This window comes from Mesorhizobium sp. M2E.F.Ca.ET.209.01.1.1, from assembly GCF_004010375.2.
Classification (GTDB): Bacteria; Pseudomonadota; Alphaproteobacteria; order Rhizobiales; family Rhizobiaceae; genus Mesorhizobium.
This window is the reverse complement of the sequence record NZ_SADP02000009.1, coordinates 196,554-222,237: the sequence shown is the minus strand read 5'-3', so window position 1 is coordinate 222,237 and position 25,684 is coordinate 196,554. Positions and strand designations below refer to the sequence as shown.

The 25,684-nt window shown below is 64.3% G+C and carries 20 protein-coding genes; 15 read left to right on the top strand and 5 right to left on the bottom strand.

Features of this window, described 5'->3' with window-relative positions; all coding sequences use genetic code 11:
* Positions 1 to 23: 23 nt before the first annotated feature.
* The 4 genes from EN852_RS18580 to ugpC all read left to right on the top strand — a co-directional run bounded on the left by EN852_RS18580 (position 24) and on the right by ugpC (position 4,418).
* Positions 24 to 1,301, top strand: a complete 1,278-nt coding sequence (locus EN852_RS18580) for a sugar ABC transporter substrate-binding protein (RefSeq protein ID WP_127876361.1) — start codon at positions 24 to 26, stop codon at positions 1,299 to 1,301.
* A 274-nt stretch (positions 1,302 to 1,575) separates the two neighbouring features.
* A complete protein-coding gene (locus EN852_RS18570) occupies positions 1,576 to 2,499 on the top strand; it encodes a sugar ABC transporter permease (protein ID WP_127876359.1) in 924 nt (307 codons plus the stop codon).
* Positions 2,499 to 3,347 (top strand): carbohydrate ABC transporter permease, encoded by an 849-nt coding sequence (locus EN852_RS18565; protein WP_127866545.1) that lies wholly within the window; start codon positions 2,499 to 2,501, stop codon positions 3,345 to 3,347. The genes EN852_RS18570 and EN852_RS18565 overlap by 1 nt, the downstream gene beginning before the upstream one ends.
* Positions 3,348 to 3,350: 3 nt before the next feature.
* Positions 3,351 to 4,418, top strand: coding sequence for a sn-glycerol-3-phosphate ABC transporter ATP-binding protein UgpC (ugpC, locus tag EN852_RS18560; RefSeq protein WP_127876358.1), 1,068 nt, complete (start codon positions 3,351 to 3,353; stop codon positions 4,416 to 4,418).
* Here ugpC and EN852_RS18555 read toward each other — a convergent pair.
* Positions 4,415 to 6,226, bottom strand: a complete 1,812-nt coding sequence (locus EN852_RS18555) for an ABC transporter ATP-binding protein (protein WP_127876357.1) — start codon at positions 6,224 to 6,226, stop codon at positions 4,415 to 4,417. The genes ugpC and EN852_RS18555 overlap by 4 nt on opposite strands.
* Before the next feature lie 190 nt (positions 6,227 to 6,416).
* Here EN852_RS18555 and EN852_RS18550 point away from each other — a divergent pair, with 190 nt between their 5' ends.
* The 9 genes from EN852_RS18550 (at position 6,417) to EN852_RS18510 (ending at position 15,916) form a co-directional block, all read left to right on the top strand.
* Entirely contained in the window at positions 6,417 to 7,775 is a 1,359-nt protein-coding gene (locus tag EN852_RS18550; protein WP_127876356.1) for an LLM class flavin-dependent oxidoreductase, read from the top strand.
* A gap of 12 nt (positions 7,776 to 7,787) precedes the next feature.
* Positions 7,788 to 8,561, top strand: a complete 774-nt coding sequence (locus EN852_RS18545) for a DUF427 domain-containing protein (protein ID WP_127876355.1) — start codon at positions 7,788 to 7,790, stop codon at positions 8,559 to 8,561.
* Between the two features lie 55 nt (positions 8,562 to 8,616).
* A complete protein-coding gene (locus tag EN852_RS18540; protein ID WP_127876354.1) occupies positions 8,617 to 10,257 on the top strand; it encodes an ABC transporter substrate-binding protein in 1,641 nt (546 codons plus the stop codon).
* A 31-nt stretch (positions 10,258 to 10,288) separates the two neighbouring features.
* Positions 10,289 to 11,248, top strand: a complete 960-nt coding sequence (locus EN852_RS18535; protein WP_127876353.1) for an ABC transporter permease — start codon at positions 10,289 to 10,291, stop codon at positions 11,246 to 11,248.
* Complete coding sequence (locus EN852_RS18530) at positions 11,245 to 12,132, top strand: ABC transporter permease (RefSeq protein ID WP_127876352.1); 888 nt, start codon at positions 11,245 to 11,247, stop codon at positions 12,130 to 12,132. The genes EN852_RS18535 and EN852_RS18530 overlap by 4 nt, the downstream gene beginning before the upstream one ends.
* A gap of 63 nt (positions 12,133 to 12,195) precedes the next feature.
* Entirely contained in the window at positions 12,196 to 12,681 is a 486-nt protein-coding gene (locus EN852_RS18525; RefSeq protein WP_127876351.1) for a hypothetical protein, read from the top strand.
* 118 nt (positions 12,682 to 12,799) lie between these two features.
* Entirely contained in the window at positions 12,800 to 14,239 is a 1,440-nt protein-coding gene (locus tag EN852_RS18520) for an aldehyde dehydrogenase family protein (protein WP_127876350.1), read from the top strand.
* A 20-nt stretch (positions 14,240 to 14,259) separates the two neighbouring features.
* Positions 14,260 to 14,835, top strand: coding sequence for a DUF1349 domain-containing protein (locus EN852_RS18515; RefSeq protein ID WP_127876349.1), 576 nt, complete (start codon positions 14,260 to 14,262; stop codon positions 14,833 to 14,835).
* A 79-nt stretch (positions 14,836 to 14,914) separates the two neighbouring features.
* Positions 14,915 to 15,916, top strand: coding sequence for a glycosyltransferase family 10 fucosyltransferase (locus EN852_RS18510; protein WP_127876348.1), 1,002 nt, complete (start codon positions 14,915 to 14,917; stop codon positions 15,914 to 15,916).
* A 9-nt stretch (positions 15,917 to 15,925) separates the two neighbouring features.
* Here EN852_RS18510 and EN852_RS18505 read toward each other — a convergent pair whose 3' ends face one another.
* The 4 genes from EN852_RS18505 to EN852_RS18490 form a co-directional block, all read right to left on the bottom strand.
* Entirely contained in the window at positions 15,926 to 17,491 is a 1,566-nt protein-coding gene (locus EN852_RS18505; RefSeq protein WP_127876347.1) for a glycosyltransferase, read from the bottom strand.
* 22 nt (positions 17,492 to 17,513) lie between these two features.
* On the bottom strand, positions 17,514 to 19,619 hold the full coding sequence (locus EN852_RS18500; protein WP_127876346.1) for a glycosyltransferase: 2,106 nt from the start codon (positions 19,617 to 19,619) through the stop codon (positions 17,514 to 17,516).
* Between the two features lie 12 nt (positions 19,620 to 19,631).
* Entirely contained in the window at positions 19,632 to 20,282 is a 651-nt protein-coding gene (locus tag EN852_RS18495) for a bifunctional DNA primase/polymerase (RefSeq protein ID WP_127866532.1), read from the bottom strand.
* Between the two features lie 160 nt (positions 20,283 to 20,442).
* Positions 20,443 to 21,222, bottom strand: coding sequence for a LuxR C-terminal-related transcriptional regulator (locus EN852_RS18490; protein WP_127876345.1), 780 nt, complete (start codon positions 21,220 to 21,222; stop codon positions 20,443 to 20,445).
* 110 nt (positions 21,223 to 21,332) lie between these two features.
* On the opposite strand from EN852_RS18490, the gene EN852_RS18485 reads away from it, so the two are divergent.
* The gene (locus tag EN852_RS18485; protein WP_127876344.1) at positions 21,333 to 23,474 is read left to right on the top strand and encodes a hydantoinase/oxoprolinase family protein; all 2,142 of its coding nucleotides are present in this window, start codon (positions 21,333 to 21,335) and stop codon (positions 23,472 to 23,474) included.
* Positions 23,475 to 23,488: 14 nt separating this feature from the next.
* On the top strand, positions 23,489 to 25,684 hold the full coding sequence (locus tag EN852_RS18480; protein ID WP_127876343.1) for a hydantoinase B/oxoprolinase family protein: 2,196 nt from the start codon (positions 23,489 to 23,491) through the stop codon (positions 25,682 to 25,684).

The window sequence follows — 25,684 nt, the reverse complement described above, 5'->3', positions numbered from 1 at the left end:
TGTTCAAAATGGGAGTCCTGAACATGAAAAGACTGACCTTCATGCTTGCCGCCGTCGCCGGCCTGGCGATCTCCACCAGCGGCGCGCTGGCCGACACCACCATCAAGCTGGTCGAGGTGATCACCAGCCCGCCGCGCACCGAATTCCTGAAGAAGCAGATCGCCGAATTCGAGAGCGCCAATCCGGGCATCAAGGTGGAGGTGGTCTCGCTGCCCTGGGGCCAGGCCTTCGAAAAATTCCTCACCATGGTGCAGGCCGGCGACACGCCGGACGTCGTCGAAATGCCGGAACGCTGGATGGGTCTTTATGCCAATAACGGCCAGCTCGAGGACCTCGGCCCCTATATGGCCAAATGGGACGACGCCAAGACGCTGGGCGACCGCGCCAAGCAGTTCGGCTCGACCGTCAACAACACCCAGTTCATGATCCCCTACGGCTATTATGTGAACGCGCTGTTCTGGAACAAGAAGCTGTTCAAGGAAGCCGGCCTCGACCGTCCGCCCGCAACGCTGGACGAGTTCGTCGACTTCTCCAAGAAGATCTCCGCCATCCCCGGCAAATATGGCTACTGCCTGCGCGGCGGCCCCGGCGCCTTCAACGGCATGCACATGTTCATGAACATCGCCGACGGCAAGGGCGGCTACTTCACCGATGACGGTGTGTCGACCATCAATGACGAGGGTTCGGTCAAGGGCCTGCAGATGCTGGCCGACATGTACAAGAACGGCCTGGCGCCGAAGGACGCCGTGAGCTGGGGCTTCAACGAGACGGTCACCGGCTTCTATTCCGGCACCTGCGCCATGCTCAACCAGGATCCCGACGCGCTGCTCGGCATCGCCGACAAGATGAGCGCCGACGACTTCGCCGTGGCGCCGCTCCCCGTGGGCCCGAGCGGCAAGTCCTATCCGACGCTGGGCTATGCCGGCTGGGCGATGTTCGCCAACTCGCAGCACAAGGACGAGACCTGGAAGCTGATGGCGACGCTGCTTTCGCCGAAGGATAATCTGGAATGGGCCAAGGAAGTCGGCGTCATCCCGATTCACAACGGCGCCGACCAGGACGCCCATTTCAAGACCGAGCAGTTCAAGGGCTGGTTCACCGAGCTCAGCGACAGCTCCAAATATGAGATGGTGACGCCGCCGACGCATCTGGAAAACCTCGGCAACTTCGTCGACCAGGTGGCCATCAAGAACTTCCAGGAAGTGCTGCTCGGCCAGAAGCCGGCCAAGCAGGTGGCTGACGAATGGGCCGCGTTCCTCACCAAGGAACAGAAGGACTGGCTGGCCAAGAACAAGAAGTAAGCGCAGGCCTCTTCCTTCTCCCCGTTTCACGGGGAGAAGGTGTCCGAAGGACCGGATGAGGGGCCAGCGCCAGCATTTCTAGGTTTGCGCCTCTTTTTCCTTCTCCCCGTTCTACGGGGAGAAGGTGGTCCGAAGGACCGGATGAGGGGCAGCGCCGAATTCTGAGAAGCTGGCGCCGCCCCTCATCTGCCTGCCGGCATCTTCTCCCCGTGAACGGGGAGAAGGGCGCTGTCGCCAACGCCGGCACCACCCCACCCACCACCGCGAGCACCGTATGACCTACGCAGTGTCCGAAATCCGATCCGCCGCCCGGCCGCGCAAGCAGCGGCTGAGCAAGGCCGCGATCGAGCCGTGGCTCTATCTTTCGCCGGCTATCGTGCTCTTGGTCCTGGTGCTGTTGGTGCCGCTGATCATCGGCATCAGCTATTCCCTCCGCAAATTCTCGGCCTTCAAGTCGCAATATGTTGGCCTTGCGCAATACCAGGCGATGCTCTCCGACCAGGTTCTCGGCCAGGCGCTGATCAACACGCTGTGGTGGACGGTCGCCAGCCTGTTCTTCCAGTTCTTCCTGGGGCTGGGCCTTGCGCTGCTGCTCGACAAGCCGTTCTACGGCCGCAAGGTCGTGCAGGCCGTTGTCTTCCTGCCCTGGGCGGTGCCGTCCTTCCTTTCGGGCCTCACCTGGGCCTGGCTGTTCAACCCGATCATCGGGCCGCTGCCGCACTGGCTGTTCGCGCTGGGCTTAAAAGCCGAGCCAACCAATGTGCTGTCCGATCCGGCCACCGCCATGTGGGGGCCGATCGTCGCCAACATCTGGTTCGGCATCCCGTTCTTCGCCATCACGCTCTTGGCGGCGTTGAAGTCGATCCCGTCCGAACTGCATGAGGCAGCGGCCATCGACGGCGCATCGCCCTGGCAGCGCTTCACCAAGGTGACGCTGCCCTTCCTGGCGCCGACCATCGTCATCACCGTCATGCTGCGCACCATCTGGATCGCCACCTTCGCCGACCTCATCTTCGTCATGACCGAGGGCGGGCCGGCGGGCTCCACCAGCACGGTGCCGGTCTACATCTATGTCAGCGCCTTCAAGTCGCTCGACAAAGGCTATGCCTCGGCCGTCGCGGTGCTGCTTCTGGTGCTGCTGATCGCCTATGCGATCGGACTGATCGCTATCCGCCGCACGCTGGTGAGGCACGTCTGATGATCGCCGGTCGCTCCACCTCCTCGCGCATCTTCGGCGGCATCGGCCTCTATGCCGCCATCACGACTTATGTGATCTTCGCGCTGTTTCCGATCTTCTGGACGCTGAAGATCTCGGTGACGCCCGAGCGTCTGCTCTATTCCGAGGGCATCACCTTCTGGCCGTCTGAGACGACGCTCAAGAACTTCGCCACCGTGCTCGAAGCCTCCGACTTCCCGCGCTATTTCCTCAACAGCGTCATCGTCTCGGTGTCGACGGCCGCGTTTGTCACGGTCATCGCCACGCTTGCCGGCTACGCTATGTCGCGCTTCACATTCCGCGGCAAGGCGACGCTGGCAATCCTGTTGCTTCTCACCCAGACCTTCCCGCTGGTCATGGTCATCCCGCCGATCTATCGCATCATGGGCGATCTCGGCCTGACCAACAGCCTGATCGGTCTGATCATCATCTACACCGCCTTCAACACCGCCTTCGCCACCTTCCTGATGCAGTCCTTCTTCGACGGCATCCCGAAGGACCTGGAGGAGGCCGCGATGATCGACGGCTGCACCCGAGCTCAGGCGATGCGGCGAGTCATCGTGCCGCTGACTTTGCCTGGCATGGGGGCGACGCTGGGCTTCGTCTTCACCGCCGCCTGGAGCGAATTGCTGTTTGCGCTGATGCTGATCTCCAGCGACGAGCAGAAGACCTTCGCCGTCGGCCTGCTCACCTTCATCGGCAAGTTCGCCGTCGACTGGGGGCAGATGATGGCGGCCTCAATCCTGGCGCTGATCCCGGTCTGTGTCTTCTTCGCCTTCCTGCAACGCTATCTCGTCACCGGCCTCACCGCCGGCGCGGTCAAAGGATAAAAGATGGCTTCCGTCACGCTGCAAAACGTCGAGAAGGATTACGGCTCGTTGCGCATCCTGCACGGCGTCGATCTCGACATCGCCGATGGCGAGTTCGTCGTGCTGGTCGGCCCGTCCGGCTGCGGCAAGTCCACGCTTCTGCGCATGATCGCCGGGCTGGAGGAAGTCACCGGCGGCGAGATCCGCATCGGCGAGCGTCTGGTCAACGACGTCGCGCCCAAGGACCGCGACATCGCCATGGTGTTCCAGTCCTATGCGCTCTACCCGCATATGGATGTGTCTTCGAACATGGGCTTCAGCCTGATGCTGAAGAAGGCCGAGAAGACGACGATCGACGGCAGGGTCGGCGCTGCCGCCAAGCGGCTTGGCCTCGACGCCTATCTCGGCCGCTTGCCGCGCCAGCTTTCCGGCGGCCAGCGTCAGCGCGTCGCCATGGGCCGCGCCATCGTGCGCGACCCAAAGGTGTTCCTGTTCGACGAGCCGCTGTCGAACCTCGACGCCAAATTGCGCGTCCATATGCGCGCCGAGATCAAAGCGCTGCATCAGCAGCTCAAGACCACTTCGGTCTATGTCACCCACGACCAGGTCGAGGCGATGACCATGGCCGACCGCATCGTCGTCATGCATGACGGCTATGTCCAGCAGGTCGGCCGTCCGCTCGAGCTTTACGATCGTCCGGCCAACACTTTCGTCGCCGGCTTCATCGGCTCGCCGGGCATGAATTTTTTGCCGGCAAAGGTCGCCAAGGACGGCAAGGTCGATGCCGTGCTCGCCGACGGCCAGAAGTTGCAGCTGCCCGATGGCCTGCCGCTCAAGGACGGCGATGCGCTCACCATTGGCCTGCGGCCCGAACACATCAAGCTGGTTGACGACGGCGCGCTGAAAGCCGAGGTCGAGGTAGTCGAGCCGCTCGGCCTGTCGACGCAGTTCTATGTCAGGCTGGCCAATCAACAGATCTGCGTCTTCGTCATGGGTCGCAGCGACGTGAGACCGGGCGACATCATCCGGCTCGCGGCCGATCCGGCGGCTCTGCATCTCTTCGATCCGGCGAGCGGAAACAGGATCGGCTAGCCGGCCAGCAGCGCATCCGTTCGCCAGCAGGCGATCAGATGGCCGTCGCCCGCATCGGTGGCGGGTGGCTCCGCTTCCCGGCAACCGGGCTGCGTCAACGGACAACGTCCGGCGAATGCGCACCCGCTGTTCGAAATTATCTCGGCCGCGATCTCCGCCTGGACGGAGACCATAGGCGACTCATCTGAAGACGCCGCCAAAAGCAGCTTGGTGTAGGGGTGGTTGGGTCCGCGGAAGACCTGTTCCGACGTGCCGGTCTCGACCAGCCGGCCGCGATAGAGCACGCCGATCCTGTCGGCCATGTAGCGCACGACCCTGAGGTCGTGGCTGATGAACAGATAGGTCGTGTCCCTGTCGCGCTGCAGATCGTTGAGCAGGTTGAGCACCGTTGCCTGCACCGAAACGTCGAGCGCCGAGGTCGGCTCGTCCAGCACCACCACTTTCGGCGCGCCGGCGAAGGCCCGCGCGATCGCCGCCCTCTGCCGCTGGCCGCCGGAAAGCGAGCGCGGCTTCTGCTCGGCGCTCGTGTCGGCTAGCCGGACGGAGCGGAGAAGCTCGGCGACACGGTTCCTTGCATAGCTGCGGTCAAGCCCGGCAAGCCGCCGCAATGGCCGGCTGATGATCCGCCCGATCCGGTGGCGCGGATTGAGCGTGCGGTCCGGCGACTGGAAAACCATCTGCACGTCGCGCCGCTCGCCTGGCGCCCGCTTCTCGGCGCGTGGCGCCACCGTCCTGCCGAACAACTCGACCGATCCTTGGCTGGGCGTCTGCAGCCCGGTGACGATCCTTGCCAGCGTCGATTTGCCGGAGCCGGATTCACCGATCAGGCCGAAGGTCTCGCCTTGGCCGATACTGAGGTCGACCTTGTGCAGCACCGCCTGGTCGCCGAAGGAATGGCTGATCCCCTTGCAGGCGATGACGACCTGCTTGCCTCGTGGCTCGGCAGGAGCGGCAATCGCCCCGGTACGATCACGAACGCTCGTGCCGGTCTCGGCCAGCCGGCCGTCGCGCTTGGTGAAATTGAGCGCCGGGATCGAGGCGATCAGCGTCTTGGTATAGGCATGGGCCGGGTTCTCGAACACGTCCTCGGCATCGCCGCTCTCGACCACGGCGCCCGACTGCATCACCGCGACGCGGTCGCAGGAGCGGCGGATCAGGTTGATGTCGTGGCTGATCAGAAGGATGCTGGTTTTGTGGTCGCGGCGCAGATCGTCGAGGATGGCGATGACCTCCGACTGCACGCTGGCGTCGAGCGCGGTCGTCGGCTCGTCCAGTACCAGCAGCGCCGGGTCGAGCGCGATGGCGATGGCGATGTTGGCGCGCTGCTGCATGCCACCGGAGAGCTCATGCGGATAAAGATCGAGCACCCGCTCCGGGTTGGCGACGCGCACGCGCTTCAGCAATTCGGCCGAGCGCCAGCGCGCTTCCTCGTGGCGCACCGGGCGATGGCGCATGATCGTCTCGCCGATCTGCCTTCCGATCGTCATGGCCGGACTGAGCGCGGCGCCTGGGTGCTGGTAGACGGCGGCGATCCGGTCGCCGCGCAGGCCGCGCAACTCTTCGCCGGACAGGCCGCGGATTTCCCGGCCCTGGAACTCGATCGCCGCGGCCGCCAGTCGTGCATTGCCAGGCAGGTAGCGCAGGATCGCCATGGCCACCGAGCTCTTGCCCGAACCGGATTCGCCGACCAGCCCCAATGCTTCGCCCTGGCCTATTGCGAGCGACACGCCATTGACGGCGGATTGCCATCCTCTTTTCCCGCCATAGGCGATGGAAAGTTTCTCCACATTCAGCACCGAAGGGGACATCAAGACCTCGAAATCGCTTTCTGCCGGTGCCCTAATCGAGGGCAATCGCTTCCGCTTCCATAGTATATTATCTCTATAAAATTACTCGAATTATAGCTGAGCGCAATCTAGCCTTTTGCAAATTGGAGATTTCGGTCACGCCGGACAACGCGGCGCCTGTGTCTCCCCAGCAATTTGCAAGGAGGCCGGCATGGCGCGAAATCAACTGATCCTCAGCGCGTTCTTCTTCAACCCGCAGCGCGACCATCGCATGTCGTGGCGTCATCCGCGCGCGCCCGGCCGGGAGGTGCTTGGCTTCGACTACTATCGCGAGCTAGTCCAGGCCGCCGAACGCGCCAGGATCGACACCATCTTCGTCGCCGATCACGTGTCGATCTGGGATTCGGTGAAGAGCGGCGTCGCGCACTACGCCAATGCCCGCCTCGAGCCGCTGACGCTTTTATCGGCGCTGGCCGGCGTGACGAAACATATCGGTCTCATCACCACCGCTTCGAGCTCCTACAGCGAGCCCTACAATGTGGCGCGCCTGTTCGCCTCGCTCGACCACATCAGCCAGGGCAGGGCGTCGTGGAATGTCGTCACTTCAGCGATGGACGAGGAGGCGCGCAATTTCGGCCGCGACGGCAATATCGAGCATGCCTTCCGTTACCAGCGCGCCGCCGAATTCCTCGATATCGTCAAGGGGTTGTGGGACAGCTGGGAAGACGAAGCCCTGCTGTTCGACAAGGAAACCGGTTATTTCGCCGATCCGGACAAGGTCCATGTGCTCGACCATCGCGGCGCGCATTTCAAGGTGCGCGGTCCGCTTAACGTCTCGCGGCCGCCGCAGGGCCACCCGCTGATCGTCCAGGCCGGTTCATCCGAGGACGGCAAGAATTTCGCCACCGCCCACGCCGATGCCCATTTCGCCATCTACAGCACCAGGGAAGACGGCATCCGGTACCGCGAGGACATCAACGAGCGCCTCGCCCGTCACGGCCGGCGGCCCGAAAGCTTCAAGATCCTGCCCGGCATCCTGCCGATCGTCGCCGCTTCCGAGGCAGAGGCGCGCGACAGGCAGGAATACCTCCAGACGCTGCTGCCGGATCGCGTCGGCATCGATCTCCTGTCGAGCTGGAGCGGCATTGATCTCTCCGCCTATCCGCCGGACGGTCCGCTGCCGCAGCTTCCGGACGAAAGCACCTTCAATGGCGGGCGCACCTCCCTCAACCGCGTCAGGCAGTGGGCGACGCAGAACCTGACGCTGCGCGAAATCGCCCGCAAGCTGGCGAACAGCGGCTCTGTGCCGACCGTCACCGGCACGCCGAAGCAGATCGCCGACCAGTTGCAGGACTGGTTCGAGGCGGGCGCCGCCGACGGCTTCAACCTGATGTTCCCGCTGCTGCCGGAGGACTGGATCAATTTCGCCGAGCAGGTCGTGCCCGAGTTGCAGCGTCGTGGCGTCTTCCCGACCGAATACGCGCCCGGCACGCTGCGCGACCGCTTCGGCCTTGCCCGTCCCGCCAACCGCTTCGCCGAGCAGCGCGCCAACCAGCGCGCCGTATCCTGAAGGAGAGCCGTCATGACCGCCGCGCCGAGATTGCAGCCGCGTGAAGCGACAGCGCCGCAACTGATCAATGTCCTGCACAGCCCCAAGCGCATCCGTGTCAAGTTCGGCGGCCGCGTCATCGCCGACAGCCGCAACGTGCTGGTGCTGCGCTCCAATCATTTCCTGCCGATCTATTTCTTCCCGCTGGCGGCCGTCGATCAGTCGGTGCTGAAGCCGTCGAAGCACGGGCAGCAGCATCCCGTCGGCGGCGAGACCAAATACTGGGATATCGAAACCGGCGACCGGCGCGCCGCCGATGCCGCCTGGTCGTTCACGGCGCCGCCCGATGAAAACCTGGCGCCGCTCGCCGGCCGCGTCGCTTTCACCTGGAACCTCGTCGACCAATGGTTCGAGGAGGAGGAAGAAGTCTTCGTCCATGCCCGCGATCCCTACGCGCGCATCGACGTGCTGCAGAGTTCCAGCCATGTCGAGATCTGGTTCGACGGTGAGCCGATCGCCGACAGCCGGCGCCCCGTGCTCTTGTTCGAAACGCACCTGCCGACGCGGTTTTATCTGCCGCCGGAGGATGTCCGGCTCGACCGGCTGAGGGCCTCGCTGACCAGGACCCGATGTCCCTACAAGGGCATCGCCTCCTACTGGTCCGGCGTGCGCAAGGACGGCTCGCTCAGCGAAGACATCGCCTGGGCCTACCGCGATCCGATCGCCGAGATGCCGAAGATCAAAGGGCTGATCGCCTTCTATCCGCAAGCAGTCGACCGCATCCATCTCGACGGCCAGCCGGTCTGACCCGGTCCCGTCGTCTCCACTTCATTTCAAAACCACGATTTTCACAGAGGCAAAAATGACCAAACGCAATGAAATCGACGCTGTTCGCAACCTCTCCGGCGACATCTGGAACGTCGCCGTCGATGAATACGCCAAGGGCTATCTCAAGCGCCGCGACCTGTTGAAATATGCGGCCTTGATCGGCCTGACCGGCTTCGCCGCTTCGCAAGGCCTCGGTTTCTCCCGGGCCCGCGCGGCTGCCGCCGGCGGCACCGTCCGCGTCGGACTTGGCCAGCCCACCAAGGCGATCGATCCGGTCACGGTGACCGATCCGGCCAGCATCGGCGTGCTCAGCCAGGTCGGCGAATATCTGATCCTCGACGATCCCAAGGACGGGCTGCAGCCGAAGCTCGCTCTGTCCTGGGAAGCCGATGAGACGGCCAGGCGCTGGACCTTCAAATTGCGGCCCGGCGTGAAATTCCATGACGGCCGCAGCGTCACTGCCAAGGACGTGGTGGCAAGCTTCGAGCGTCTGGTCGATCCGAACAGCGGCTCCTCGGCGCTCTCGGCCTACAAGGGCATCCTCTCCAAGGGTGGCGCCAAGATCGTCGACGACGAGACGGTCGCCTTCGATCTCGACAAATCGAACTCGAATTTCCCCTTCTATGTCTCCTCGGACGTCTACAACGCCGTGATCCTGCCGGCCGACTATGCCGGCGATTTCGAGAAGAATTTCAACGGCACCGGCCCGTTCAAGCTCGAATCCTTCCGGCCCAAGCAGGGCGCCAGCTTCGTGCGCAATCCCGATTATTGGGGCGACAAGGCGCTGCCCGATCGCGTCGAGATCAAATTCTTCGATGACGAGCAGGCGCAGGTCGTGGCGCTGCAGGCCGGCCAGCTCGACGTCATCCCGAGCACCACGCGTCTGGAACTGGCGATCGAGGGCAATCCCAACTTCAAGCTTTTGAGCGTGCAGGCGAGCTCGCATGACGTCGTGCACCTCAGGACCGACCAGGCGCCGTTCACCGACAAGCGCGTCCGCCGCGCGCTGGCGCTCACCCTCGACCGCGAAGCCATCGTCAAGGGCCTGCTCAAGGGTCGCGCCATCGTCGGCAACGACACGCCATTCGCGCCGATCTTCCCCTCGGCCGGTCCGTCGGCGCCGCAGCGCAAGCAGGACATCGCCGAGGCCAAGCGTCTGCTCGCCGAGGCCGGCGTGCCCAACGGCTTCGAGGTGACGCTGACCACCGAACGCGCCTACGACATCCCCGACTACGCCGTGATTATCCAGAACTTCGCCAAGAAGGCCGGCATCGACATCAAGCTCAACGTGCTGCCGCAGGATGCCTATTACGGTTCCGCGACCTTCGGCAGCTCGCCATGGCTCGATTCCAATCTCGGCATCACCGATTTCGGCCATCGCGGCACGCCCGACATCTTCCTCAACGCGACGCTGAAGAGCGACGGTGCGTGGAACGCCGCGCATTTCAAGAATGCGGACTATGACGCATTGCTGGTCGAATACGGCAAGGCCCGCGACCTGCAGACGCAGCGCATCGCGGCTGGCAAGATCCAGACCCTGCTGCTCGACGAGACGCCGGAGATCATCAGCTACTTCTCACAATATAGCCGGATCGCCAGCGCGAAGGTGGAGGGCGTGCGCTTCACGGCGATCTCGCATCTGCTGCTCGATCGCGTTTCCTTCGTCCAGGCATGATGCGGAAAGGTCAAACCGGCTGGGGCACCGGATGCTGACCGGCCGCGCCTTGTCGGCACGCGTGGCCTCGCTGCTCCTCACTCTATGGCTGGTCAGCGCGCTGGTCTTCCTCGCCGGGCAGGTCCTGCCCGGCGATGTCGCGCGCGTCATGCTGGGTCCTTTCGCGGATGCGCAGGCCGTCGCGGCGCTCAGCAGACAACTCGGCGCCGACCAGCCCGTCCTTGTCCAATACTGGCGCTGGTTCAGCGCTGCGCTCTGCGGCGACTTCGGCACGTCGCTGTCGATGCGCGCGCCGGTCGCGCCATTCGTGCTGGCAAGCCTCGGCCGCTCGGCGGCGCTTGCCGGGATCATCTTTTTGCTTCTCGTGCCGCTGGGCGTCGGCGCTGGCATCGTTGCCGGCCTCAACCAAGGTCGGCTCGCCGATCGCTTGATCGTGCTCGCCGGCGTCTCCTTCGGCGTCGTGCCGGATTTCGTCTCTGGCCTGCTCCTGCTGTTGGTCTTCGGCCTGTGGCTGAACTGGCTGCCGATCACGGGCGCTGCACCGGATGGCGCGGGCTTCTGGACGAGCGGCTACTATCTCATCCTGCCGGCGCTACCGCTCGTGCTCAATCTCGCCGGCTATCTGGCGCGCATGACGCGGGCCGGCGTCATCGAGGCGCTGGCCGCCGAGTATACGCGCACCGCCATCCTGAAAGGTCTCGATCGCCGGCAGGTCATTATCCGCCACGTGCTCCCCAACGCGCTGACGCCGACCATCGCGGTGCTGGCGACGCAGAGCGGCTACATGCTCGGCGGGCTGGTGGTCATCGAGGCCCTGTTCGGCATCCAGGGCCTCGGCAATCTTGTGCTGAATGCCGCCAGGTCACGCGATTTCCCGATGCTCGAGGCAGGCGTGCTGGTCATGGCGACAATCTTCGTCCTGTCCGCCGCGATGGGCGACCTTGTCCAGGCGCTGCTCGACCCGCGGCAGCGGCGGCGATCATCGTTATGATGGATCTCCTGGAGTTCCCGGCACCGTCGCACGCGCCCGTATTCCTGCGGGTCGCCGGCAGGCTGGCCCGGGCCGTTCGCGGCCTTCCTGTGTCCGTCATCATTGGATCGCTCATCCTCGCCTTCTGGATCGCCTGTGCTTTGTGCGGCGACCGGCTGGTGCCTTACGATCCCTATGCCGAGGATTTCCTCGCCACGCTGACGCCGCCGGATGCCACGCATTGGTTCGGCACCGATCATCTCGGCCGTGACGTGTTGTCCCGCATCATCGTCGGATCACGCGATATCTTGCTGGTGGCGCCGCTCGCCACGCTTGGCGGCGTCGCCGCCGGCACCATCATCGGCCTGGTGCTCGGCTATTTCGACGGGCTGGTCGACGCGGTCGGCGCGCGGCTGCTCGACACGCTGATGGCCTTCCCCTTCATCGTGCTCGTCACCATGACGCTGGTGGCGCTCGGGCCATCGAACCTCACCGTCATCCTGGTGATCGCCATTGCCTATGCGCCGCTGGTGGCAAGGACCGTGCGCGCCGCGGTGCGCGAGCAGAAGGAACGCGAATATGTCAGCGCCGCCCGTCTCGGCGGCGAGAATGCCTTCGCCATCATAGTGTTGGAAATCCTGCCCAACATTCGTGAGGCGATCCTCATCGAGCTCGTCACGAGGCTGGGTTACGCCTTTTTCTCGATCGCGACGCTGAGCTTTCTCGGCCTCGGCATCCAGCCGCCTTCAGCCGACTGGGGTCTGGCGGTCGCCGAAGGCTATGGTTTCCTGACCGGCGGCAAATGGTGGGTCGTGGTCTTCAACTCGGGCGCGATCGTCTCACTGGTCATGGCCACCAATCTGATCGCTCAAGGGGTAGGCGCCTTCGAGAATGTCGAGCGGTGAATTGCGGCTTCTGAGGCTTGGGCTCTGCTAAACTCCTGTTGATTCGTCTCGACAGGAAAAGGCATGAGCAAGGCCCTCGGCACATTCGCACTGATCACGGTTTTGAGCGCCTTGCTGATGGCGCTGTCATTGGCCGTGGCGAGGCACGGCTATCCCTATGGCGCCTATGGCGTGAAGCGTCTCGACGGCGTTGCCGACGCTGGTTCCTTCCTGGCCATCGCGGCCATCTATTTCTTCGGCGCCATGCTGATGATGGTCCTGCCGATCCGCGCCGCAGGCATCGTGTTGACCCATGCCGCCGACGCGATCTTCTGGGCGACGATTATGCTGTTCGCGACCATCGTCGGCTCGCTGATCGCCAGATGGGCCTTCGGCCAGCATGAGGTGCTTTGGGCGCTTTTCAACTGGCGTTTCCTGTTTGTCGCGGCGATTGTGGCGGCGCATCTCACCATGAACGAGCTTCGCCGCAACATCCTGCTCAGAAGCCTGTTCTTCGTCATCTTCGGCGCGGTCACGCTCGCCTGCCTGTTCTGGTCGTTCTCGACCTGACGCGAACCTGCTCTAGGTTTAAGATCGCGGGTAGACCTCCTCCCGGACAATGACTATATCATTTGTCTGACAATTGACCGGCCGATGGCCGCCGCGACCCAAAACCCAAGGAAACAAGATGACTGTGCTGCGCAAGAACCTTATCGACGGCGAGTGGCTTGGCGAGGCCGGCTCGCGCAACATCAACCCGTCGAACACCAACGATGTCGTCGGCGAATACGCTTCGGCCGGTCCGGAAGAAGCCAAGCAGGCCATCGCCGCCGCCAAGGCGGCCTTTCCGGCCTGGTCGCGCTCGGGCCCGCTGGCCCGCCACGCCGTGCTGAAGAAAACCTCCGACGAGATCATGGCGCGCAAGGATGAGATCGGCCGCTCGCTTGCCCGCGAGGAAGGCAAGACGCTGGCCGAGGGCGTCGGCGAGACGATCCGCGCCGCGCAGATCTTCGACTTCTTTGCCGGCGAGACGCTGCGCCTGTCGGGCGAGATGGTGCCGAGCGTGCGGCCCGGCGTCGGCGTCGAGATGACCCGCGAGGGCGTCGGCGTCGTCGGCATCATCACACCGTGGAATTTCCCGATCGCCATTCCAGCCTGGAAGATCGCCCCGGCGCTGGCCTACGGCAACACGATCGTGTTCAAGCCGGCCGAGTTGGTACCCGAAAGCGCCTGGACCATCGTCGATATCCTGCACCGCGTCGGCCTGCCCAAGGGCGTGCTCAACCTCGTCATGGGCAAGGGCTCGGTGGTCGGCCAGGCGATGCTCGACAGCCCCGACGTCAACGCCATCTCCTTCACCGGCTCGGTCGGTACGGGCAAGCGCGTCGCCGCGGCAGGTGTCGAGCATATGCGCAAGTTCCAGCTCGAGATGGGCGGCAAGAACCCGCTCGTCGTGCTCGACGACGCCGACCTCGCGGTCGCCGTCGACTGCGCCGTCAACGGCGCCTATTTCTCCACTGGCCAGCGCTGCACCGCGTCCTCGCGCCTGATCGTCACAGACGGCATCCACGACCGTTTCGTCGACGCCGTGAAGGAGCGGCTGGACAAGCTCGTCATCGGCGATGCGCTGGATGCCAAGACCCAGATCGGTCCGGTCGTCGACCAGACCCAGCTGAAGCAGGATGAGGACTATATCGCCATCGGTGTCAGGGAAGGCGCAACGCTCGCCTTCGGCGGCGAGCGGCTGGAGCGCGGCACGCCGGGCTTCTATCTGAAGCCGGCGCTGTTTGTCGGCTCCAACAATGCCATGCGCATCTCGCGCGAGGAGATCTTTGGCCCGGTCGCCAATGTCATCCGCGTCAAGGATTATGACGAGGCGCTGGCTGTCGCCAACGACACGCCGTTCGGCCTGACCTCCGGCATCTGCACGACCAGCCTGAAGCATGCGACGCATTTCAAGCGCAATTCCGAAGCCGGCATGGTGATGGTCAACCTGCCGACTGCGGGCGTCGACTTCCACGTGCCGTTCGGCGGCCGCAAGGGCTCGAGCTACGGTCCGCGCGAGCAGGGCCGCTACGCCATGGAGTTCTACACCACGGTGAAGACAGCCTATACATTCGCCGGCTGATCCAAACCGGGAGGAGATCGATGAGCGTGGCCGAGATGACATGGCTGAACCCGCCGCCGCGCCACGTGTTGGGCGACGGCACGCTCACCGTCCGCACCGGCAAGGACACAGATTTCTGGCGCGAGACTTTTTACGGCTTCTGGCGCGACAACGGGCATTTCCTCTACCGACCCGTCGAGGGTGACTTCAGCGCCGAGGTCACCGTCAAGGGCGACTACAAGGTGCTCTACGATCAGGCGGGGCTGATGCTGCGCCTGAGCGAAACGCACTGGCTCAAGGCCGGCATCGAATACACCGACGGCCTGGCCTATTTCTCGGTCGTCGTCACCAACGACACCTCCGACTGGTCGCTGGTCGCCATCGCCGCCGGCAAGGACGGCGTCAGGATCCGCCTGACCCGTCACGCCGAGGCGATCCGCATCCAATATCTGGATGCCGCCGACGACCGTTGGAAGCCGGTGCGGCTGGCCTATTTCCCGGTCTCGAAATCGGTCGATGTCGGCATGATGTGCTGCTCGCCGCAGCGCGAAGGATTCGAGGTGACGTTTTCCGATTTCGCCATCGGGCCGGCGATTTCGCGGGACCTGCACGACTGAGCCCCCGGCAAAGGCAGCTGTGCTTTCCCAACAGTCGGGAAAGTCGTAAGACGGTGCGTCGTCTGACCCGAAGAGCCTGATGCCGTCAAATGCCCCGCTGATCCTCTTCTGGACGCGCTACTTCAACAAACCCGTCGACGTCGCGGCCATACCGCGATGCTCCGTGCCCGTCGAATGGACCAACGACCGGCGGCGGCTTGCTGAGGCCGAGGCCGTGGTCTTCCATCTGCCGAATTTTCGCGAAGCCGGCGATGCCCACAAATATCCTGGCCAGCTCTGGGTTGCATGGTCGATGGAGAGCGTCGTCAATTATCCCGTCATGGCCGATGCGGCCGTCACGCGGCACTTCGACGTCGCCATGACCTATGAAACCGGCGCGGACGTCTGGAGGCCTTATCTGCCGCAAGCAAGCTGGTGGGAAGCCGCTCGCCACGTGCCGATACCGCCTAAGACCGAATGCGCCCCGGCGGTGCATTTCCAGTCATCGAGCTTCAACAAGAGCGGGCGTGATACATTCATCGCCGAGCTGTCCCGGCACATCGCGGTCGATTGCTACGGTCGCTACCGGCCCAACCGCGAGATCATAGGCCCTGATCTCGGCCGGCAGACCAAGCTCGAGACCATTGGCCGCTATCGCTTCTGCCTGGCGCTGGAGAATTCGATCGCGCCGGACTACGTCACCGAGAAGATGTTCGATCCGTTGGAGGCCGGCACGGTGCCGGTCTATCTCGGCGCGCCCAATGCCGCCGACTTCGCCCCCGACAATTCCTTTATCGATGCCGCCTCCTTCAGCACACCGGCGGAACTCGCGGCCTATCTCCGCCATCTCATCGAGACACCCCAGGCCTATGCAGCCTATCTTGCCTGGCGATCGAACCCGCTGCCCGAGAAACTGGCAGCCCAGATTGCCAGCCTTGACACGCCTCCGCTCTGTCGGCTCGCTCGGCTCGTCACTCAGCGCCTGACGCAGCACGGCGCGCCCCAGCCGCCTGGCAAACCCTCGCTGCCGTTTGGTCGCAAGGCGTTTCTGCGTACCAGGTGGCGCCGTTGGCTGGCTGCCCGCCGCGGCAGGCCGATGTAACATGGGCGTTCACCACGGCACGTGCAGGATTTCGAGCTTGGGCAGGCCCACCGGCCGGATACCAAGGTCGTTGGCCAGCACGCCAAAGGCCTCCGTCTCGATCAGGTCGCGATAGGGGATTTCCGGAAAGCGAAGCCCGCCGCGATGCAAGGCCGCGTCGACCAAAAGCATCGTCCCGCCGACCCCGTCGAGGCCGATGCTGTCGAGATGTCTGACGTCGCTGAGATGAAGGCGGGAATAGGAGTGCACGGCGGGCTGGTAGATGCCGCCGCGTATCTGGCGATAGTAGCGATAATCCTTCTCTTTGCGCACGCTGACGAAGCTGTTGAGGTCGAAACTGTCGCCGCCGGCTATCTTGACGCAGTTTGGGACCACGATGCGATTCCCGCTTTCGATAAGCCGGCTCAAGATATCGCGGGGAAATCGCCACACGTCGATATCGACCCACAACGCCCAGTCGTCGCTCGTGTCGAGGCCGCGGTCGATCAGGTGGTTTCGCACCTTCGCGATGGCGCCGCGCCTCACGCGCTGCAGGCCTCGCTTGGCGCGCTCCGTCCGGTCGAGCCGGACGCCTGTCTGCATCTGCAGCAGAATCACGTCCCGATAGGCGCCGGCCAGCGGCGCCACGGCCTGCTGCAACCGCTCCCAGCTTCCGTCCACGCTGTCGCCCTCGCAAAAGACCAGCTTGATCCTGTCCTTCGGGTAGTCGAGCGCGCCGACGGCATCGAGGAAGGGCTGGATATGATCGGCCGCGTCGCGCAGCGGCACCAGGATGGCGACATTGCCACCCGACGGGATCGGCGCCGCGAGGGCCGCCTGGCTCACGCCCTGCCTGGCGGCTGCTTCGCTTAGATGGGCACCGCGTGTCAGATGGTGCCAGGACCTGTAGGCATGCGTGCGGATCTTGTCTCGCCAGCCCGGCGCCGGAGCGCGTGTCCACCATGTGCCGGCCCAATGGTGGATGGAAAGGGTCGGCGTCCCATCGTCGCCCCTGCGCCCAGCCGAGTCGACCGGCGCGAACAGCGCCGAAGGATGGATGGCGAAGGCGGATTGATCGCCATAGCTGAGCTGCGCCGAAGTCATCACGCAGGGGCCCGTCGCGTCGATGGCTTCCTTGGCTTGGGCGAGCCCCGGCAGGAAGGACAGGAGGTGAAGCCAGAAGGGATGGCCGGGCGGGCTGGCGATCGTGCCGTTGAACAGAAGATAGGGCAGCCGGCGGAAATCGGCCTGCACACGTGCATGCGTATCCGGCTCCTTGCAGAAAACGATCCGGTCCTCGCTGGCCAGCGGATCGAACGGCGCCACGCATTCGCAATCGATATCGGCGTAGACCCCGCCGAAGTGATGCAGAAGCAGGTACCGTCCGGCATCCGCCCTCAGCACGCCGCTCTCGTAACTGCAAAAGGTCGGCAGGAAGTCAGGATAATGCCGCGCGACGAACTCGAGCAGCTCGCGATCGTTCCAGAACATCATCGTCCAGTCTGGATGGTGCCGCTTCCAGCTCTCGATATAAGCCTGGAATCGGGTCGGGATCTGGTCAGTCTTCCAGGTCTGGTGCAGGATCTTGGGGATCATGTAAGGCTCGTTGTGCGGCGGTTCATCGGCTGGTTCCGTCCAGTCCCAGGCCGTGGCGAACGGCTTCGCGGATTGCCTGAGGTCCGAAGCGGGACCATGCGGTATCATGGGCGCGGGCACGCAATCTGGCCATGCGGGCCGGGTCGGAACAGAGTGCGACCGCGAGGTCGGCCAGTCCTTCGTCGGTGTCGGACAGGAGCAGGTCTTCACCGCCGGCGAGGTCGAGCCCTTCGGCCGCCAGTGGCGTCGCGATCACCGGAACACCCGAGGCCATCGCCTCCAGGATCTTGATGCGCGTGCCGCCGCCGATCCTGAGCGGGACGATGCAAAGATGCGCAGCAGACAGCAGGGGACCCACATCATCAGGGTTCTCGATCAGGACGACGCCATCGAGTTTGGACAGGCCGCGAACAGCCGGAACGGGCGAACGACCGGCAAGGACGAGCCGCGCGGCTGGCAAGGCCTGCCGGACCCGCGGCAGGATGATACCGGCCAGGCGTTCCGCCGCATCGATGTTGGGGTGGTAGCCGAGGTGGCCTGCAAAAAGGATCACCGGAAATCCGTCTGAGGTGCCGGGCGATGCAGGCAGCAATTCGGACGCCCCTTTGGCGCGCGGGATCCCGTTCGGCACGATATCGACCGGCGTTTCATGCGCGGTTATCGCCTTGAGCCGCTCGCGGTCCAGCTTCGAACAGACCCAGATGCGGTCGACGATCGCCGCCGCCCTTCGCTCCAGCTGCCTTATCCCGGGCGACACGGCCGACGGGGCATTGCCGGGCGTCTGGGCGGCGAGATCGGACTCGACATTGTGCATGTCGAGAATGAGCCGCCTGGTCAGCGGCCGCAGAGGCTGCAGCAGCTTGAACAGCGGTACGCTTTCGACGACGATCGTGTCCGGACGGAACTCGCGCGCCAGGGCTTTGAGCCGGGCGAGCGCCGGACGCGGAATCCGGTTCTCGCCCTTGATCCGTCGCCAGCCGAGCGAATGCGATCGCTTGTCGGCTTCCGTGGTCAATGAGACCACGCGGATGTCGAGGCCGGATGGCTGCAGCAAGCCGGCAGGTCTCACCGAGGCAAGGCGCACGGGCCCGATTTCGGCGGCCGCGACGGCATTGCCGAAGGTCCTGAGATCGGCGCCGGAGGCGGGCGGGTAGGCAGGATCGAAGCTGACGAACAGCGTGCGTCGGGGCGCCGCCGGATCGACAGATATATGCGGCCTGTTCCCGGCCAGCCGCCCGAACCGGATCCTGGCCAGGTATTGGGCCGCCTTCCAGCTTTGGCCGAGCTCCTTGTGCGCCAGGACCGCGCGCATCATGCCGGCGGCGTCCGCCAACATCCCGTGCTTGATGAGCTGGCGGGCGATGCGCTGCGCTATCCAGGCCTTTCGCCATTGCAGAGGCTCCTGCTCGACCCCGGCGGCCGTAAGGCCGTCGAGTTCGCGCGCTATGGCGAGGAACGTCTTGCGCGGCGCGGTGATGAAGCGGCGCGCCATCCGCTCCTCATTGTGGTGATAGAGGAGCACCGGCGTCTCGATCGCGACAATGTCGGCGCGCGCCAGCAGCGCCGCCCAGTAGCAGGTGTCCTCGTCGAGGCCGATGGCTTCCGGAAAGCGGATGCCGGCTGTGGCCCAACCGGCAACCAGCGCGCTTCCCATCGCGATCGGCCATAATTCGTTGCGCAGGTATCGGCGCGTGTTCTGCCGCCTGTCGGGACCATAGCCATGTGGCGTCTTGAGCTTGTCCGGCCGGCCCTTCGCGCGCCGTATGCTGGCCCCGACGGCAAGGCCGGCGCGAGGCTGGCCTGCCAGCGCCGAGCCCAGCAGCGACAGGCCGCCGGGCATCACCTCGTCGTCGGCGTCGAGGAAGAAGATGGATGTGCCGCCTGCCCGCTCGATGCCGACATTGCGCGCGGCGCCCGCGCTGCCCAGGCGAACGCTCACCACATCCAGCGGCAGGCCAAGGCGGCGTGCGCTTTCCATCGCCACCTCGGCCGTGCGGTCATCCGAGCCGTCGTCTATCACCAGGATCTGGCGGATAACCGGCTTGTCGGACAGAAGGCTGCTCAGCGCCGCCTCGATCGTTGCGGCCGCGTTTCTTGCCGGAATAACGACGCTGATCTCAGCCGTCATGCGCTGGGCCGTTCATTGCCGTTCGAAGAAGCCGCGCTTGAGCAGGCGGTCATAATGGTGCTTGAGCATCGATACCGGGCGCAGCGAAAGACTGCCAAGACCATCGACGACCTGCGGCTCGATATCGAATGGCGACTGGCCTTTGACCCAGCTGTAGCAGGAACCGTCCCTGAGCACAGAAGGGGGCCCGACCACATAGCCGCCGAGCGCCTTGACGTGACCGACCCGGCGCAAGCCGAAATGCAGGCTGGAGGAGACCGTCGGCTCGCGCGTCCTCAGATAGACATGAAACCCGCCCGGCGATCTTGCCATCGGCGTAGCGCTCACGATCGCCTTGTGATCAGCCAGCCAGGCTCGGTAGCCGGCGTCGTCGTCGAAATCGAGGATCATCAGGTTGGAAAACCCTCCCAGGATGCCGACATTGCCGGCAAAGCCGCGAAACCAGCGCGCGATGTCGCCGCTGCCTGGCGGCCTCTGTGCCAGTTGGAAGGTAGTGGAGGTGAAGGCCAGTTCCTTCAAATCCTTGCGCAACGTCCGCAGATGCAGCGGATCATACTCCATGGCCGCGAGGTCGAGATGCTTGCCGCCGGCACGCAGCGGCAGGCATATATAGCCGCGCTCCCGCAGCCTTGCGGCGTATTCGCTCAACTCCCCGGGCTGCATTCACCTGTATCTCCCATGGAATTTTCGGCTCGATCTTTTTTAGCCTGCGGCATCCTCGTCAAGCACCGGATGAGGAGCCGTGCCGGTTCTTCATCACGTTGCTGCGATCCATGCACGCAGAAACAGCGCCCCGATTACATAATCGAAACACCACTGCCGGCTACACCTCCATCCGGTGCTGGAAGAACTGCAGGAACAATTCGCGCTCCGTCGTGATGTCGAGCTTTTCATAGATGCGGCGGCGGTGGTTCTTCACCGTGCCGACGGTGATGCCGAGCCGCTCGGCGATGTTGGCGGTCGGATGGCCGGCCAGGATCAGCTGCACCAATTCGCGCTCGCGCAGCGACAGCTCGGGCCACAGGCTGTCCGGAATGCTCGGCGTCTGCTGCGGCGAGGCGCCTGGGCCGCTCGGCGCCGAGGTGCGTGAAAAGTCTGAACCGCGCGCCTTGATGTCCAGCGCATGCAGCGCCTCGAACACCGGCAGCCGCTCCGCGAGCAGCGCGATCTCTGCGTCCTTGAACGACACGGTCGAGCGGTCGAGGAAGATGCCGAGGCACCAGTCGCCGCCGTCGGCCAGCATGATGCCGACCTCGTCGCAGATCTCCGACTGCGCCAGGAAGCCGGCTATGTACTGGCCGCGCTTGGCTTCCTCGTCGGCCAGTCCCTTGAGCGGCATGATGCCGAGCCGGCGGTGGCTGCGCCACGAAGCGTAGAAGGGGTCGAAGACGTAGTAGTTGTCGAGATAGCGCCGCACCATCTCGTCCGAGAAGCGCCTGTGCTTGACGAATTCCGGCGTTCTGGTCGCCGAATAGCGCGTCACTGTCACCAGGTCATGCGCGATGTCGGCGCCGATCAGGTCGATCAGGCAGTCGACATGCCGGTCGGTGCCGGTGGCGGCGATCGCCCTGGCCAGCGGCGCCCAGATAGTGCCCATGCGCATGCCCTTTTCTCGGCGAACCGCGCCGCCCGGTCATTGTGCCTTTAGGCATATGGCGCGATCCGGCCAAACGAATCTAGCCTGCGGTCACTCTCGGCAAGGGAAAGCGACCCGTGGACCAGATCACCACCAACCCAATCGTCATCGGTATCGACGCCGGCGGCACCATGACCGATACGATCCTTGTCGATCAGGACGGTCACTTCAAGATCGGCAAGTCGGCGACGACGCCGAAGAACGAGGCCGAGGGCTTCCTGGCTTCGGCGGAGGACGCGGCGGACGCCTGGGGCATCTCGCTGCAGGACCTGTTCTCCGGCGTCAACGTCGTGCTCTATTCCGGCACCGGCATGCTCAACACGTTGCTGTCGCGCACCGGCCGCAAGCTCGGGCTGATCACCACCAAGGGCCTCGAGGACATGATCCTGATGGGCCGCGGCCTGCAGGCCTGGGCCGATTATTCCTATGCCGACCGCCTGCATGCCGTCACCCATCACCATCCCGATCCGCTGGTGCCGCGCCGCCGCACCCACGGCGTCACCGAGCGTATCGACCAGTTCGGCGACATCATCCTGCCGCTCTACGAGCACGAGGTGCATGCGGCAGCCAGGAAGCTGATCGCCGACAAGGTCGAGGCGATCTGCATCATGACCGTCTTCTCCCACGTCAATCCGGTGCATGAGAAGCGCATCGCCGAGATCTGCCGCGAGGAGATCGCCGCCGCCGACGCCGACATCCTCGTCTACACCAGCCATGAGGTGCGTCCGGTTATCCGCGAGCAGTCGCGACTGAACTCGGTGCTGATCGAGGCCTACGCCACTTCGCGCGGCCGCAAGCAGTTGAAGGGCATCGAGGACGTTTCGAAGAAATACGGCTTCAAATATGGCGTGCAGACGCTGCTTTCCTTCGGCGGCCTGACCTCGATCAACCATCCGCGCCTGCACGAGACGATGATCTCCGGCCCGATCGGCGGCATCCTGGGAGCCGCGTATGTCGGCAAGCTGATCGGCAACGACTCGCTGATCTGCTCGGATATGGGCGGCACGTCCTTCGACATGGGCGTCATCACACGCGGCCAGACGCGGATCGAGAACGAACCGCTGATGGACCGCTTCAAGCTCAACGTACCGACGCTGCATCTCGACACGATCGGCGCCGGCGCCGGCATGATCCTCAAGGTCGATCCGCTGACCAAAAAGGTCTCGCTCGGGCCGGAAAGCGCCGGTTCCGATCCCGGCCCGATCTGCTTCGCCAAAGGCGGAACGGAGCCGACCATCGCCGACTGCGATGCCATCCTCGGCCGGCTGAACCCGCATTACTTCCTTGGCGGCAAGGTCGTGCTGCAGGTCGAGAAAGCGCGCAAAGCCTTCGAGGAGAAATGCGCCCGCGTGCTCGGCGTCGGCGTCGAGGAAGCCGCCGAAGGCATGATCGACATGCTGGAGGCTGACGCCAACAACGCGCTGCGCCGCGTCATCTCCGGCCAGGGAATCCATCCGTCGGAGTTCACGCTGTTGTCCTATGGCGGCTCCGGCCCGCTGCATCTCGCCGGCTGCTCACGCGGCATCGGCTTCAAGGACATCATCACCTTCCAGTTCGCCGCCGCCTTCTCGGCCTTCGGCTGCACCACCGCCGATTTCATGCGCCGCCATTCGGTGTCGACGCAGATCGACATCGGCGCCCGCGCTGGCGACGACGAGCTTCAGGCCTTCGGCGAAAGGGTCACCTCTGTCTGGGACGACCTGACCAAAGCCGCGGTCGACGAAATGATCGCCGACGGCCACGCGCTCTCCAAGATCAAGACCGTGCCGTTCCTGATGATGCGCTACACCGGCCAGCTCGAGGACGTCGAGGTCATGGCTCCGCTCTCTGCGGTTCGTTCGGCCGACGACATGCGTAAGGTCATCGCCGAGTTCGAGGCGGTCTATGCCAAGGTCAATCATCGCGTCTCGCGCTATGGCGAGGCCGGTTTCTCGATCACCGAGCTGGGCCTGATCGCCACCGCCGACAAGGTCAAGCCGATGCTGATCAAGCGTCCGCTCGGCAAATCCGATCCGGCATCGGCCCATAAGGGCGTGCGCGAGGCCTATATCGGCGGCCGCTGGCACAAGGCCAATCTCTACGAGATGGATTTGCTGCAGCCTGGCCACGAGGTCATCGGCCCGGCCATCATCGAACACCCGGCGACCACGCTCGTCGTCCACCCGCAGGATCGCGTCCATGTCGATGAATGGACGCTGCTCCACTACACCCACGCTTGAGAAGGGCGAACGCCATGCTGGACAAACCCGCCTCTGCGCTCCGCATCCGCGAAAGGCTGCTCGAATCCGAGCGGCTGATGGACGAGACCGGCTGCTATGACGGCATCACCGAGCTTCACCTGCGCAACCAGGACCCGCTGAAGTTCGAGACGCTGCACACCAAATTGCGCGCCTATTGCGTGTCGGCGCGCGAGATGGCGCGGCGTATCTCTGCCTCGCCCGGCGTGCGCGAGGTCGGCGAGATGGTCGTCGCCATCTACACGCCGGAAGGCGATGCAATCGCGCTCTCCAACGGCATCATGGTGCATGTGCACACGATGAGCCGCTTCATCAAATGGATGATCCGCAACGGCTACGAGGAAAACCCGCAGATCCGCGACGGCGACATTTTTGCCAACAACGACGCCTTCATCGGCACCGTCCAGGTGCCGGATGTGATGGACGTGGTGCCGATCTTCCATTCCCGCAAGCTGGTCGGCTGGGCGGGCGCCGTCTGCCACGAGTTGGAGGCCGGTGGCATCACGCCCGGCGGCGACGTGGCGCTGGCCCAGGAGCGCTTCACCGAAGGCCTGTTCGTCTGCGCCGAGAAGGTCGGCGAGAATGACGAGCTTCGGCGCGACTATGTCATCCGCTGCGAGCGTAATCTACGCATGCCGATCTACTGGGTGCTGGACGAGAAGGCAAAGGTGGCGTCGTGCATCGACATGCGCGAGAGCGTTAAGGCGCTGATCGACGAGATCGGCCTCGATTACTGGATGCAGGTATCGAAGGAATTTATCGAGGAAGGCCGCCGCGCCCAGCTCGCCCGCACGCGCCAGCTCACCGTGCCCGGCATCTATCGCGGCCATACCTTCTACGGCCATGTCACCGCCGGCAAGCCGGGCTACCAGCCGCTCGGCGATCCCGACTGGCTCTACAACATCCCGATCGAGATGGAGATCACCTCGGATGGCAAGATCATCATGGACTTCGAGGGCACGCAGCCCTGGGGCTACCATTCGATGAACTGCACGCCGGCCGGCATGGATGGCGGCATGTTCGTGACGCTGACCCAGCACATGAATTTCGAGGGCCTGGTCAACGACGGTGCCTGGATGGCCACCGAGCTGAAGCTGCCGCACGGCACCTGGACCAACCCGGACAACGAGATGGTGGCGACGGCCACCTCCTGGGCGCTGCTACTTCCGGCCTACGGCGTCTTCCAGCGGCTCTTGTCGCGCTCCTTCATAGCGCGCGGCTTCGTCGAGGAAGCCTTTGTCGGCCAGGTCAACAGCCCGATGATCGAGATGGGGGGCACCAGCCAATACGGCACGCCCTTCGGCATGGCGCATTTCGAATGCGCCGCCGCCGGCTCCGGCGCCTTGGCCATCAAGGATGGTTTGGACACCGCCTATGTCGGCTGGAACCCGGAATCCGACATGGGCAATATCGAGATCTGGGAGCAGAACATGCCGATGCTCTATATCGGCAGGTCGATCGTTCCCAATTCCGGCGGTGCCGGCAAATATCGCGGCGGCTGCTCCTTCCTGTCGACCTGGCTGGTTTCCAAGACCGATCATCTCAGGCTGGTCACCTCCGAGCACTCCTCGCGGGTGTTCGACAATGGCGGGCTATGCGGCGGCTATCCGGCGCCGACCTGCCAGAAGCATCGCGCCGTGCGCGATTCGAACATCTTCGAACTGGCCGAGAACGGTGCGCCGCTGGCCCACCACACGGGCACCAACCCGTATCGTTCGGAACTGGAAGTGCGCCTCGAAGGCGAGCATGTGACGATGGAAGGGCCCTATATCACCGCGCCGCATAAGACCGGCGATGTCTTCACCCATTCCTACAATGGTGGCGGCGGCTACGGCGACGTGCTGGAGCGTGATCCGGTCAAGACCGCTTGGGATGTCGAGAACGGTTTTCTGACCAAGGAAGCCGCCGAAGGCATCTTCGGCATCGTCCTCGACGAGGATGAGCAGGGTTTTCCGGTCGCCAACCTGGAAGCCACCAAACGCCATCGCGCCGAAATGCGTGCAAAGCGCCTGGCGCGCGCGAAACCGGTTTCGGAGTGGATCGCCAAGGAGCGTGAACGGGTGAAGGCGGCCGATTTCGCGCCCGAGGTGAAGAAGATGTATGCCAGCGCGATCAAGCTTTCGCCGCGCTTCGCAAAAGACTTTTCGACCTTCTGGGATGTCGACGCCAAATCGACCTTCGGCGCGGAGTAA

Coding starts and splice junctions, on each gene's coding strand:
- EN852_RS18525 (WP_127876351.1), top strand. CDS start 12,196: ATGAGCAAGGCCCTCGGCACATTCGCACTGATCACGGTTTTGAGCGCC.
- EN852_RS18550 (WP_127876356.1), top strand. CDS start 6,417: ATGGCGCGAAATCAACTGATCCTCAGCGCGTTCTTCTTCAACCCGCAG.
- EN852_RS18515 (WP_127876349.1), top strand. CDS start 14,260: ATGAGCGTGGCCGAGATGACATGGCTGAACCCGCCGCCGCGCCACGTG.
- EN852_RS18505 (WP_127876347.1), bottom strand. CDS start 17,491: ATGATCCCCAAGATCCTGCACCAGACCTGGAAGACTGACCAGATCCCG.
- EN852_RS18565 (WP_127866545.1), top strand. CDS start 2,499: ATGATCGCCGGTCGCTCCACCTCCTCGCGCATCTTCGGCGGCATCGGC.
- EN852_RS18500 (WP_127876346.1), bottom strand. CDS start 19,619: ATGACGGCTGAGATCAGCGTCGTTATTCCGGCAAGAAACGCGGCCGCA.
- ugpC (WP_127876358.1), top strand. CDS start 3,351: ATGGCTTCCGTCACGCTGCAAAACGTCGAGAAGGATTACGGCTCGTTG.
- EN852_RS18480 (WP_127876343.1), top strand. CDS start 23,489: ATGCTGGACAAACCCGCCTCTGCGCTCCGCATCCGCGAAAGGCTGCTC.
- EN852_RS18495 (WP_127866532.1), bottom strand. CDS start 20,282: ATGCAGCCCGGGGAGTTGAGCGAATACGCCGCAAGGCTGCGGGAGCGC.
- EN852_RS18535 (WP_127876353.1), top strand. CDS start 10,289: ATGCTGACCGGCCGCGCCTTGTCGGCACGCGTGGCCTCGCTGCTCCTC.
- EN852_RS18580 (WP_127876361.1), top strand. CDS start 24: ATGAAAAGACTGACCTTCATGCTTGCCGCCGTCGCCGGCCTGGCGATC.
- EN852_RS18510 (WP_127876348.1), top strand. CDS start 14,915: ATGCCGTCAAATGCCCCGCTGATCCTCTTCTGGACGCGCTACTTCAAC.
- EN852_RS18540 (WP_127876354.1), top strand. CDS start 8,617: ATGACCAAACGCAATGAAATCGACGCTGTTCGCAACCTCTCCGGCGAC.
- EN852_RS18555 (WP_127876357.1), bottom strand. CDS start 6,226: ATGTCCCCTTCGGTGCTGAATGTGGAGAAACTTTCCATCGCCTATGGC.
- EN852_RS18545 (WP_127876355.1), top strand. CDS start 7,788: ATGACCGCCGCGCCGAGATTGCAGCCGCGTGAAGCGACAGCGCCGCAA.
- EN852_RS18530 (WP_127876352.1), top strand. CDS start 11,245: ATGATGGATCTCCTGGAGTTCCCGGCACCGTCGCACGCGCCCGTATTC.
- EN852_RS18520 (WP_127876350.1), top strand. CDS start 12,800: ATGACTGTGCTGCGCAAGAACCTTATCGACGGCGAGTGGCTTGGCGAG.
- EN852_RS18490 (WP_127876345.1), bottom strand. CDS start 21,222: ATGCGCATGGGCACTATCTGGGCGCCGCTGGCCAGGGCGATCGCCGCC.
- EN852_RS18570 (WP_127876359.1), top strand. CDS start 1,576: ATGACCTACGCAGTGTCCGAAATCCGATCCGCCGCCCGGCCGCGCAAG.